The 11,380-nt window shown below is 68.2% G+C and carries 13 protein-coding genes and 1 riboswitch; of the genes, 2 read left to right on the forward strand and 11 right to left on the reverse strand.

Translation table 11 applies throughout. From position 1 onward, the window contains the following. Positions 1-820: hypothetical protein (locus VFR64_19205; protein ID HET9491863.1), on the forward strand; the 820-nt coding region annotated here is incomplete at its 5' end. 64 nt (positions 821-884) lie between these two features. After that, positions 885-1,262 (forward strand): DUF190 domain-containing protein, encoded by a 378-nt coding sequence (locus tag VFR64_19210; GenBank protein HET9491864.1) that lies wholly within the window; start codon positions 885-887, stop codon positions 1,260-1,262. Here the strand turns inward: VFR64_19210 and VFR64_19215 are convergent. The 11 genes from VFR64_19215 to VFR64_19265 form a co-directional block, all read right to left on the reverse strand. Next, entirely contained in the window at positions 1,250-1,582 is a 333-nt protein-coding gene (locus VFR64_19215; GenBank protein ID HET9491865.1) for a DUF190 domain-containing protein, read from the reverse strand. The genes VFR64_19210 and VFR64_19215 overlap by 13 nt on opposite strands. A gap of 3 nt (positions 1,583-1,585) precedes the next feature. After that, entirely contained in the window at positions 1,586-2,032 is a 447-nt protein-coding gene (gene crcB / locus VFR64_19220) for a fluoride efflux transporter CrcB (GenBank protein HET9491866.1), read from the reverse strand. A gap of 133 nt (positions 2,033-2,165) precedes the next feature. Continuing rightward, on the reverse strand, positions 2,166-3,371 hold the full coding sequence (locus VFR64_19225; GenBank protein ID HET9491867.1) for a cation:proton antiporter: 1,206 nt from the start codon (positions 3,369-3,371) through the stop codon (positions 2,166-2,168). Then, complete coding sequence (locus tag VFR64_19230) at positions 3,372-5,066, reverse strand: dynamin family protein (GenBank protein HET9491868.1); 1,695 nt, start codon at positions 5,064-5,066, stop codon at positions 3,372-3,374. A 23-nt stretch (positions 5,067-5,089) separates the two neighbouring features. Then, positions 5,090-5,155: riboswitch (Fluoride riboswitch) on the reverse strand. A 118-nt stretch (positions 5,156-5,273) separates the two neighbouring features. Beyond that, the gene (gene cysK, locus VFR64_19235; GenBank protein HET9491869.1) at positions 5,274-6,218 is read right to left on the reverse strand and encodes a cysteine synthase A; all 945 of its coding nucleotides are present in this window, start codon (positions 6,216-6,218) and stop codon (positions 5,274-5,276) included. Between the two features lie 117 nt (positions 6,219-6,335). Beyond that, positions 6,336-6,920: a Uma2 family endonuclease gene (locus VFR64_19240; GenBank protein ID HET9491870.1), complete on the reverse strand. Its 585-nt coding sequence runs from the start codon at positions 6,918-6,920 to the stop codon at positions 6,336-6,338. An 88-nt stretch (positions 6,921-7,008) separates the two neighbouring features. Then, complete coding sequence (locus tag VFR64_19245; GenBank protein ID HET9491871.1) at positions 7,009-8,637, reverse strand: cbb3-type cytochrome c oxidase subunit I; 1,629 nt, start codon at positions 8,635-8,637, stop codon at positions 7,009-7,011. Further along, positions 8,634-9,128, reverse strand: a complete 495-nt coding sequence (locus tag VFR64_19250) for a cytochrome c oxidase subunit II (GenBank protein ID HET9491872.1) — start codon at positions 9,126-9,128, stop codon at positions 8,634-8,636. The genes VFR64_19245 and VFR64_19250 overlap by 4 nt, the downstream gene beginning before the upstream one ends. Before the next feature lie 4 nt (positions 9,129-9,132). Beyond that, the gene (locus VFR64_19255; GenBank protein HET9491873.1) at positions 9,133-9,255 is read right to left on the reverse strand and encodes a hypothetical protein; all 123 of its coding nucleotides are present in this window, start codon (positions 9,253-9,255) and stop codon (positions 9,133-9,135) included. A gap of 31 nt (positions 9,256-9,286) precedes the next feature. Then, positions 9,287-10,537: an MFS transporter gene (locus tag VFR64_19260; protein HET9491874.1), complete on the reverse strand. Its 1,251-nt coding sequence runs from the start codon at positions 10,535-10,537 to the stop codon at positions 9,287-9,289. Further along, entirely contained in the window at positions 10,509-11,162 is a 654-nt protein-coding gene (locus VFR64_19265; GenBank protein HET9491875.1) for an MBL fold metallo-hydrolase, read from the reverse strand. The genes VFR64_19260 and VFR64_19265 overlap by 29 nt, the downstream gene beginning before the upstream one ends. Positions 11,163-11,380: the final 218 nt, after the last annotated feature.

Below are 11,380 nucleotides of genomic sequence, written 5' to 3' on the forward strand. Positions count from 1 at the left end.
GGCGCTGGCCCACACCGCTCGGGCGATCGAGCTGAACGGGGCCCTCGGCAACCGCTTCGAGCAGGCGCTGATGATGGCGATCGGCGGCCGATGCTGGGGCTCGCGGGCGGGCCGACTCGGGGACGCTTTCGCCTACGCTGCCCAAGCTTCCGAGATCGCGCGGGAGCTCGACGACTCCAGGCTCAAGGCCTGGGGGGCTATGGTGGCCGAGCCGTACTACTACAAAGGCTCGTGGCGAGAGCTGGTCGCGGAGGCCGAGAGAAGCCTGCCGATCGCGTGGGAGATCGGGGAGCATACCGTCATCGTGTACGTCTCGGCGTGGCTGGGGCTGGCCCACCTCAGGCTCGGCCATCGGGATGAGGCCCGGCGACTGATCAGCCGCTGCCTGGGCTGGGCCGAATCTCGACTGGCCAGCGTCCCCTTTGCCGTCAGCTATGCGAGCACGGCGCGGGCGCTGGTGCACCTGACCGACGGCGAATTGCCAGAGGCGCTGGAGCGGGTGCGCATCGGCCTGAGCCTCGGCGAACGCAGTCGGTCACCGCTCGAGCAAGGCGCGGCCTGGCGCGCCATCGGGCAGATCTACGAGGCCAAAGGCGATTCTGACGACGCTGACGCGGCGTATCGACAAAGCCTCGGCCTCCTGGAGCCGGTGAAGGCGCTGCCCGAGGTGGCCCAGACCCTCCTTGCCTATGGTCGTTGTAAGCTAGCGCACCAGCCCGATGAGGGCCGGCGCATGCTCGAGCGCGCCCGGGAGATCTTCGCGGACATCGGCGCGACCGGCTGGGTATCTGAGGCCGAGCGCGCTCTGACGGGCGGCTGACCGTCTGGTGACCTATCCTCCTGGCCAAGCGATCGGTGTAAGGTGGCAGAACGGGAGGCAGGGGATGCGCGGTATCAAAGGAGAACAGGTCCTCCTCCGGCTCATTCTCAGTGAGTCCCGCACGCATGACCGGGAGCCGCTGTACCGTCACCTCCTCGAGCTCCTGCGCGCCGAGGGCTTGGCCGGCACGACCGTGCTGAAGGGCGTCGCCGGCTTCGGTCACGACCGCCACATCCACACGACGATGATCGAGGTGGCCGCCCTGGGGCTGCCGATCGCACTGGAGGTGGTGGATACGGAGGAGCGCATCGCCCGTGTCCTGCCCAAGCTCGAGGCTCTCATGGTCGGTGGCATCATCATGACCGAGCGGGCCCACGTCATTCGCTACGCCGAGAGCGGCCGCTCGTCGGCGACCGGACGGCCCTCCCCTCAGGCTTCGTAGCGCAGGACCTTGACCTTCTCCATCGTGATGAGCCCGCTGCTCATCATGCGGTCGACCTCCGGGAGCACGCCGTTGAGGTGCTCCTCGGTGTCGACCACCTCGATCACTATCGGTAGATCTGCCGATAACTTCAGAATGCCCGCCGTGTGGACGATCGAGCTCGGGCCGAACCCGGCGACCCCTCGGAGGACCGTGGCGCCGGCGAGACCCTTGGCCCGGAACAGTTCGAGCAATGCCGCGTAGAGCGGCCGGCGCTCCCATTTGTCGCTCTCACCGAGAAACACCCGCATCAAGACCTGTTCGCCTTCGATCTTGCGCATGGCTCACCCCCTCAGCGTGAGGATCAGCCGGCCCGCCGCGATTCCCAGGAAGCAGAGACTCAGACAGATCGTCGTGGTGACGATGATGTTCACCCAGGCCTGATGCCAGGCGTTGGCCTCCATCAAACGAACCGTCTCGTAGCTGAACGTGGAGTAGGTCGTCAGACCGCCCATCATGCCGGTCGTCAGGAAGATCCGGGCGTTGTCGCGAATCATCAGGGCTTCCGTGCCCAGCTGCTGCACCAACCCGATGATGAAGGCCCCGCTGAGATTGACGATCAGCGTCCCATACGGGAATTCCGCCCCGAACCACCTCGCGGCGAACACCGACGCCAGCAGCCGCAGCACCGATCCGATAGCACCTCCGACTCCAACCAGCATGATCTGCTCTAGCAGGGGCCACCTCCTCGTCGCCACCCCGGCGTTTGCGGGGGCGTGTTGTCGCGGCATCTCGCTGCTTGCCTTGCCCTGGGCCCACCCCCCAGGTTGAGGCGGGATCTCCTCACGCCGACGCTCACCCCTCGGCGCTCCTCGAGGGGGCGGCTCGCCGCGCCTCAGCACCGCCGGGGACGCTGACCGACGTTCATGTCTCCCGTCCGATGCTCTCCAGCGAGACTTCAGGCGCCAGCCCGCCAGCCTTGCCAGGCTGAAGGTGTCGCGGCATGAATAGCGCGTTGGCGACCAACGTCGGGATGACGGCGCTGCCGATGACCGCCGCCACGAGGTGCGAGTACTGCTCGGCCGTGATGACGCCATGGCTCAGCCCGAACAGGGCGGAGATCGTTCCGAACGTCAGGCCGGTGGACATCATCAACGTGTAGTACGTCGTCTCCTGCCGCGTGTACCCGAACGCCGCCACGGCGGGCAGGACGCCCGCGATCTTGCTGACCATCTTGGCCAGGAACAGTACGATCAGCACCAGCGGCGCGCCGATGAGCACCGGCACGGAGACGAACGACCCCGCCCGGATGAAATAGAACGGCGTCAGCAGCCCGAACGTCAGCGTGCGAAGGCGCCGGACCAGCACGTGGTCCTTGCCCACGGTGCCCGCCAGGACCATCCCGATGACATACGCTGGCAGCACTGCTTCGCTCCCCGCCCAGATGGCCAGGCCGCCCATCCCGAACAGGGCCAGCAGGATGAATTTCGCTTCCAGCTCCGAGACCCGCCCACCGTACCGGCGAAAGAAGCGAGGCGTGATGAACGGCAGCACGACAAAGACGACTGCGGACACGACGACGAACACCAGCGTCTTCCGCGTGAACGGCGAGAAGATGAGCCCGAGGGCCAGGACGGTGCCGAGATCGTTGATGAAGCACGCGGCGAGGATCGCCTTCCCGTACTCGACCGCGTTGAAGCCCAGCTCCAGCATCACCGCGTACACCACCGCCACGGACGTCGTGGACAGGGCGACCCCCGCCAGCCAGCTCGGACCAACATCCCAGCCCAGGACGAACCGCGCGATGGCCGCGGCTCCCAGGAACGGCGCCACGAATCCCGCGACGCCGACCACGGTCGCCTCCCTCCACTTTGTGCGGAAGACCGCTGGATCCAGCTCGGCGCCGGCCAGGAAGGTGAGTACGATGGCCCCGGCGCCGGCCAGAAACGTCACCCAGGCGGTGGAGGAGCCGAGGGCATGCGGCCCCACGATGATCCCGATCACGAGTTGCGCGACCGTCCCCACGACAATCTCGGACAGCGCCGTGGAGATCCTAAGCCAGATCGCCAGCAGCGTCGCCACAAGGGCCAGCCCGACCCACACGGCAGCCAGGAACCACACATTGTCCATTCATCGCCTCCGCTGGCCGAGCGCGTCAACCCTGGCGCGAAGCGCGGCGATCGCCTGCAGCCTGTCCTGCACGGCGAGAGCGCCGGCCTCCTGGGTCTGCCGCGCTTGCGCCAGCGCGCGTTCCGCGGACGTGATCGCGTCGCCGAGCCGGCGTCGTACGTCCGCTTCGAGATCGCGCCGGCTCTGGCGCACGCGCGCCTGGAGGTCGTTCGTGATGCGCGCGGTGTTCACCTCGAGCAAACGCTCCAGATACGCAATCGCGTCTCGCTCCACCGCCCGGTGGCAGGCTTCCGGCCTGCGGAAGACGTCGAGGAACCGAAGCGGTGCCGACACGGGCGCCACCGTCAGCATCTCGGTGTAGTAGAGGCCGCTGCGGTGCGTGAGGGCGGCCTCGAGCTGCGGGCGGACGAGACCAGTCAAGCCAGGCATGGCGGCGAAGGAATCGTAGAGCTCTCCGAACAGGCTGACGAACCTCTGCATGGCGTCGCGATAGAGCCGATCGACGTGCGGTCCGTGCACGTGGCGCCAGCCGTCGAGCGTCTGCCGGGCGAGGTCGGCCGCCGCCTCCGGCGCCCGAATGCGCAGGGATCCCTCCGCGGGGACGACGTCCGCCAGGCGGTTCCCGAGATCCCTCCTAGCCCTGGCGATCGCGCCGGAGAGGAAGGCGTCGCGCGCCGCGGTGAACTCCTGCATGAGCCGGTCCTGAACCGCCGTCATCCGCGGCCCCAGTTCCTCCAGCGCTCGCTCCGCGTTTGCGATCGCCCGCCGCAGCAGCTCGATGCTCGTCTCGGACTCGTCAAGGGGCCGCGTGAGCACCGACCGCTGCTGATCCAGCTCGACCAGCAGCCTGTCCACCAGCGCTCTCGCCTCGCGGTCTTCGGCCGCCCGGACCAGATCGGCCCCCGAGTCCCGGACCAGCGATTCGAGCCGTAGAACGAGCGCGTCCCAGTCCCGGGCAGGCCCCTCGCCGCCGAGGCGCTCGGCCGCGCTCACCTGGAGGATCGGGCCGACAGGGCGGCCGAGCCGTTCCCCCAGCACGCGCGCGGTGAACCGGACGGCCTCGGCCCGCTCGCCCTCGGGCAGCCGGTCGGCCTTGTTCAGGACGAACACCACATCCTGCACGGTGCCCGCGATGGCCTCCACGAGGGCCAGCTCCGCGCCGGAGATCGGGGGGTCGGCGCCGAGCACCACGAGCGCGGCGTCGATGTGAGGAACGAACCCGCCCGTAGCGGCGGTGTTCGCGGCCGAGACCGAGGCGATCCCTGGGGTATCCACCAGGCACATGCCTGTCGCGAGCAGGGAGCTCGGGACGAACACCTCGACCCCGCTCACGCCCTTCTCGTTGCTCGGATTGTGCTCCTCGGACACGTAGGTCTCCAGCGTCCGGGGATCGCAATCGTCCCAACTCCGCTGGCCGAAGCGGACGCGCGCGGCGAGCCGCTCACCCCAGCGTACGACGGTGATCACCGACGTCACGGGGACGACGCCGACGGGGAGCACGTTGTCCTGGACCAAGGCGTTGATGAGGGTCGATTTGCCGCGTTTGAATTGCCCGACGCAGGCGACGTAGAAGCGGCCCTCGCGCAAGCGCTCCGCAACGATACCCGCCTCACGGGCGAGCTCGATCGCGCCGGCCTCGTGCGCGAGGCCCTCCAGGTCCCCCAGCAACCGCCGGTGAGTCTTCTCGGTGCCCATAAACGAAAACCCCTACCGGTACTCTTCCGGTAGGGGTCATCAGCCCGCGGCTCGGGCGGTTCTAGGCGAACCCCATCGCCCTTACTTTGCCAGCGATTATGAATCGCGCCGCCTCGTGGGTCAAGACATCGCCACTCCCGGTGATCGGGCGTCGGAGTCAGCTCTCCCCGCGTGCCGGGGATGAATGCATCGTCCGACCCCAAAGTCTCAGCGACCCGGCGTCGGGGTGTCGCCGTGTCGGGCGAACAGCGTCGTGGTGATGTAGCGCTCCCCGGTGTCGGCCAGCAGCACCACGATGACCTTCCCGGCCGCGGCGTCCCGCCCGGCGAGCGCGAGCGCGGCGTGGAGGGCGGCACCCGATGAGGCGCCGGCGACAATGCCTTCCTCGCGCGCGAGCCGGCGCGCGCAGGCGAAGGCGTCCTCGTCCGACACGGCGATCACCTCGTCCAGAATCGAGCGGTTCAGGATTCTGGGGATGAAGCCGACACCGATGCCGGGGATGCGATGCTCCCCGGGCGGCCGGCCGGACAGCACGGCAGCGCCGGCGGGCTCCACCGCGACCACGCGCACGCAGGCCTTGCGTGCCTTGAGAATTTCACCGACGCCGGTGATGGTCCCGCCAGTGCCGACCGCCGAAACGAAGATGTCGACGGTACCCTGCGTGTCCTCCCAGATCTCCACCCCTGTCGTCCGGCGATGGATCTCGACGTTGGCCGGATTGCTGAACTGATCGAGCATGATCGCCCCCGATGTTTCTTCGACGATCCGCTTGGCCTGGGCCACGGCTTCGGTCATCAGGATGCCCGGAGTCAGCACGACCTCGGCTCCCAGGTGCCGGAGCAACGCGACCCGCTCCGTGGACATGGTTTCCGGCATCGTGAGAATGAGGCGGTAGCCCCGGATCGCGGCGGCAAGGGCAAGGCCGATGCCGGTATTGCCTCCGGTGGGCTCGACGAGCGTCATCCCGGGTCGCAGGCGTCCCTCACGCTCCGCGCTATCCACCATTGCCACGCCGACGCGGTCCTTCACGCTGCCGCAGGGGTTGCGCATCTCCAGCTTGACCAGCAAGCGACCGGGCAACCCCTTGGCCATGCGAGCGAGCTCGACCATCGGTGTCCGGCCCACTGTCGCAGTGACGTCTGGAAAGATCACAGCGCTTTGGCGCTCCTTGTGTCGGTGCCGACTGGCCGGCCCGGGGCGGCGGGCGAGCCCTCGCCGCACTGCCCCGAGCGGAGCGGCCGCTCTATCCGGCGATCCCCGGAGACTGGATCACCGCATCAGATCGGGGAGCGTGACGGCGACGTCCGGAAACGCGAGCAACGTGAACCTCTCGGTCCGCCCCGGTGAGTGGAGGTCCTGGTATTCGCCAGCGGCTGGTCGGCGATGGATCTCCAGCCCCCGGCCGGCCAGGTCCACGAGCCAGACCTCGCCGATGCCAGCCCGGGCGTAGAGCGGAACCTTCCGCCGGCGGTCGTACGCCAGGGAAGTGTCAGCGACCTCGACGAGCAACCGAACGTGCTCGGGCTCCGGCAGCGCGTTGGCGTAAAAGTCGGCGCGCGGGGCGAGCAGCATCGCGTCGGGTTGGGGCTCCGATTCGAATTGCCGGAGCAGCAGGGGGCTCTGACTCCACACGACCGCGCGCTCGCCGAGCCGTGTCGAGAAGAGATGGTGGATGCGGGCGACGGTGGCGGCGTGCCGACTCCCGATAGGGGTCATCTCGAGGATCTCGCCCTCGATGAGCTCGACCCGGTCGTCCTCGTGCAGGATGCCGACCTCGCCCATGCGGTGGTATTCCTCGAGTGTGAACCGCCGCCGCTTTACGGTGACCGCCATCCCGTCCCCGGGCTCCGCCATCTCGCCCCCGCTCCGCCCCGCCGTCAATGCCGCGAATGCGATACACGCCGCACGAGGGGATTGTAGCCCAGCAACCATGACTGGTCGGTCACCAGACCCGGAAGCCGGGCGAGGCGAACGAGGTGGTGGCGGCGAGCCGGACCAGCGTCGGCCCGTAGGCGATGGCGATCAGGACGGCGGCCAGGGCCAGCCATGGCCGCCAGCGATCCAGGAAGACGGGCGCCTGGTCCGCCCCCGAGATGGCCTCCGCGAACTCCACGGCTGGCTGCGGGACGCGGCGGGAGACCACTGCCGTGAGCAGCACGTTGGCGAAGTAGAGCACCGCGCTCACGAAGAGAAGGGTGCCGCCGATCCCCACGAGGGGCAGCAGGGTCTGCCACTCGGGCTGCATGTAGGAGACCTGGCCGATCATGGTCCGGCGCGGCATCCCACGGAGCCCCAGCTCGTGGAGCGCCGGCGAGAAGATCATCATCCCCGCGAACCAGAGCCAGACCTGCCCGAGGGCCAGGCGATGGCTCCAGAGCGGACGCCCGGCCAGGTGCGGGATCAACCAGTACGTGATGCCCATGAAGGTGAGGGTGACCGCCGTGCCCACCGTGAGATGCAGGTGGCCCACGATGTAGGCCGTGTTGTGCACGATCATGTTGACGTTGAACGAGGCGTTGATGAGGCCGCCGATGCCGCCGAAGGCGAAGAGCACCATGGCGAGGACCTGCGCGGCCACGGAGGGGTCCGCCCAGGGGAGCTTGCGGAACCAGGCCACCCAGCCCGTTCCGCCGCGCGCCCGCCCCGCCGTCTCCAGCGAGGCCACGACGTTGAAGAACGTGAGCAAGCTGGGGAAGAAGACCGCGAAGGTGAGCAGGGCGTGCAGTAGCTTCCATCCCTGGTGAATGCCGGGGTCCGTGTACTGGTGATGGATGCCGATCGGTGTCGAGAGAATCAGGAACAGGATGAACGAGGTTCGGGCCATCGGGTCGCTGAAGAGCTTGCCGCCGGCCTGCCGCGGCACCAGCGTGTACCAGGACAGGTACGCGGGCAGCAGCCAGAAGTAGACGATCGGGTGACCGGTGAACCAGAACAGCGTCCGGGCCAGCAGCGCGTCGGTGCCGGCCACCAGATCCAGCGACCACGGGATGACGACGAGCAGCATCTCGACGGCGAGGCCCAGGGAGGCGATCGTCCACATGGCGAAGGTGACGAGCGACATGAAGGCCGGCAATGGCGTCCGGACCCCAGGGTGCCGCGCTCGCCAGGCGCGCCAGGTCAGCACGAGATTCAGCGTGACCAGCCAGGTCCCGACGACCACCAGCGTGAGGCCGATGTAGAACGCCCAGTGCGCCTTGAGGGGCGGGTAGAAGGTGAACATCACCGTCGCCGCATTGCCGACGAGCGGAACGGCGGCCAGGACCAGCCCCGCCACCATCAACCAGAAGGTCACCCAGCCCAGCGTGGGGCTGGCCAGGGCCGTCCCCAGCGACCGGCTCATGACGAAGGGCAGGAAGCCGCTGATGAAGAACGTGGTCCACACCAGGGCGTTGAGCACGCCGTGGATCGACAGGCTGTGGTAGTGGGAGCGGATCACCGGGGCCAGGGACGAGTAGATCTCGACACCGGCGTAGCCCAGCGCCTGGAAAAGGCCGGTCGTCACGCCGCCGAACAGGGCGACCAGGGCCACGATCAGGTTGGCGACGGCCAGCCGCCGGTCTGCCGGCGTCACCGTCTCGGCTCGACGATGATCTTGCCGGCCATCGTGTGGTGCGCGATGCCGCAGTATTCGTGGCAGATGATCGGGTACTCCCCCGGCGTGTCGAAGCGCGCCTGCGCGTGAGAGATCTGCCCGGGCAGGAGCATCACGTTGATGTTGTGCCGGGGGATCAGGAGCCCGTGCACCAGGTCCTGGCTCGTCGCCCAGAAGTGGACGGTGGAGCCGGCGGGCACGCGGATCTCGTTGGGCGTAAAGGACCAGATCCGCGCGGTCATCCGGACCTCGTACTGCCCCGGCGCGATCTCGACGACGCCTGGCTCCTTGAAGAGCGGGTGCTCGGCGACTCTCCTGGGATCGATCCGGCCCTGGTCGCCGGTGACGTTGATGCCGGCCCCGAAGGCGGCGACCGCGAGCGCGGCGAGCATGCCGACCGGAATGGCGAAGCTCGGAAGGATCCAGGCCAGCTCCCACAGGTACACGGTCGTGGACCGCCGCGTGACCATCCGGTCAGCTCCTCCAGATCCGGAGGTAGGTGTTGATCCAGAACGCGGCGAGGATCGCCAGGTAGATCAGGATGAAGAGCAGGGCGCCGCGCGGCTGCGGCTCCCGCTCGTCCTCGGTGTCGTGCACGGGCCGTAGGTACGCTACGACGGCTTTGATGTCAAGCCAGCCGCTGCGGCATCACGGCAGCAACGACGACGCCGGACAGCAACGTCAGAACGGCGACGATGTGAATGGCGGCCCCGAAGCCGACGAAATCGGCCACAGCGCCGGCCAGCAGCGCGCCCACCGCATAGCCCAGGTCGCGCCAGAAGCGATAGACACCGAGGCTCGAGGCGCGCCAGGCCGGCTGCGCGTGGTCGGTAATCGCGGCGAGGAGCGTGGGGTAGACCATGGCCGTCCCCAGACCCTGGAGAGCCGCGCCCACGAGCCACGCCGCATAGTGCGGCATGAGGACAGTGAGCCAGATCCCGGTTGCCTGAACCACCATGCCCCAGGCGATCAGGCTCTTGCGGCCGAAGCGATCGGAGAGCGGACCAGTGACGACCTGCAACACGCCCCAGACGGTGGGGTAGACGGCCTTGACAACACCGATGCGCGCGACGTCCAGGCCGTGGGCGGCAAAGAAGAGCGGGTAAATACCCCACGACATGCCGTCGTTGAGGTTGTTCACCAGACCGGCCTGGCAAGCAGCGAACAGGCCCACGTTCCGGAAGCTGGTGACCGCGAAGATGCGTCCAAACGACAGCCCCCGGACCGGCGATGACCGTGTCGCCGCCATCGGCTCCAGCGTCGTGTAGGCCTGCGTCTCCCGCGCGAAGAGCACCGACAGCGCGAGCCCGATCACGGCGATGGCGATTCCCAGATAGAACGGCTCGGGCCGGAGCCCGTACACCGCAGCAAGGTACCCGGTCAGCCAGGACATCAGGCCGACGGAGACGTAGCCGGCGAACTCGTTCAGCCCCAGGGCAAGTCCGCGCCGGCGCGGGCCGACCAGATCGACCTTCATGATCACGGTCATCGACCAGGCCATGGCCTGGTTGGCGCCGAGGAGCACGTTGGCGACCTGGATCCACCACCAGGCGGGCGCGTAAATGATGAGGAATGGGACGGGCAAGGCCAGCAGCCAACCGACCACGAGGATGGGCCGGCGGCCGATACGGTCGGACATGCGGGCGGCCACCAGGTTGATCACCGCCTTGGTCACGCCGAAGCTCACGATGAACGACGTGATGGCGGTCTTCGAGGTCAGCCCGAACTCCTGCTCCCCCAGGAGTGGCAGGATCGTCCGCTCCAGCCCCACCATGGCGCCCACGAAGGCGTTGATGAGGACGAGCAGCGAGAACTGCGGCAGGTTCTCGCGGAGCCCGAGCCGAATCCCGCTACTCGAGGCCCAGGTTCCGCCGGCGATTTGCGGCGAACCCCACGGGTTGAGGCGGCAGGTCGGCCAGCACAAACCTGACGAAGTCGGGCCTGGACACGACCTGCAGCGCCGGGTTGAAGCGACGCTCGAAGCCGATCGTCGATCCCGGCTTGCCACTGAGCCCCTTGCCGCAGGCGGCACCTCCGAAGTGCGCCGGATACACTTCGATGTGGTCGGGAAGCTGCAGGAGCTTGCCGTGCAGGCTGTCGTAGAGTTGGGAGGCCAGCGTGGTCTCCACGCCGTCACCCAGCAGGTCGGGACGCCCGACACCACCCGAGAACAACGTGTCCCCGGTCAGGACGAACCACGGCTCGGGCGCCCGTGTGAGGTCGGTGACGACCAGCGAGATGCCGTCGGGTGTATGGCCGGGGGTGTGAAGCACCCGCACTCGCACGTTGCCCAGCTCGTGCTCCTCCTCGTCCTCTACGGGCACGTGGGGGAACCGAACGTCGGCGGACGCGTGCTGGAGCACGGAGGCGCCCGTCGCCGAGGCGAGCTTCCGCGCGCCGGACAGGTGGTCCGCCTGGACGTGCGTCTCGAAGATATGGGTGATCCGCATCCCCTTCTGGCCGGCGGCTTCGAGGTAGGGCTCGATCTCCTGCTGTGGATCCACCACAGCGCAGGCAGCTGCGCCGCCTCAGCCGAAGAGGTAGCTGGCGCAGCCGGTCTTGGGAACGAGAAACTGTCGGAAGATCATGGTGCCCCCTTCCAGGCTCGGATGTTGAGGCTCTCGAGCTCGTATTTGTCCGCCTTCCGCTGGCCCGACGCGCCCTCGAACGGCTTTCCCCGCCAGGTCACCTCGACGTTCCGGAACCCGGCCTGCTCGATCAA

The organism is Candidatus Methylomirabilota bacterium, from assembly GCA_035709005.1.
GTDB lineage: Bacteria > Methylomirabilota > Methylomirabilia > Rokubacteriales > CSP1-6 > 40CM-4-69-5.

What these genes read in the sequence shown, in the direction of transcription:
- VFR64_19210 (HET9491864.1), top strand. Translation starts at nt 885, where the DNA reads ATGCGCGGTATCAAAGGAGAACAGGTCCTCCTCCGGCTCATTCTCAGT.
- VFR64_19215 (HET9491865.1), bottom strand. Translation starts at nt 1,582, where the DNA reads ATGCGCAAGATCGAAGGCGAACAGGTCTTGATGCGGGTGTTTCTCGGT.
- crcB (HET9491866.1), bottom strand. Translation starts at nt 2,032, where the DNA reads ATGCCGCGACAACACGCCCCCGCAAACGCCGGGGTGGCGACGAGGAGG.
- VFR64_19225 (HET9491867.1), bottom strand. Translation starts at nt 3,371, where the DNA reads ATGGACAATGTGTGGTTCCTGGCTGCCGTGTGGGTCGGGCTGGCCCTT.
- VFR64_19230 (HET9491868.1), bottom strand. Translation starts at nt 5,066, where the DNA reads ATGGGCACCGAGAAGACTCACCGGCGGTTGCTGGGGGACCTGGAGGGC.
- VFR64_19240 (HET9491870.1), bottom strand. Translation starts at nt 6,920, where the DNA reads ATGGCGGAGCCCGGGGACGGGATGGCGGTCACCGTAAAGCGGCGGCGG.
- VFR64_19250 (HET9491872.1), bottom strand. Translation starts at nt 9,128, where the DNA reads ATGGTCACGCGGCGGTCCACGACCGTGTACCTGTGGGAGCTGGCCTGG.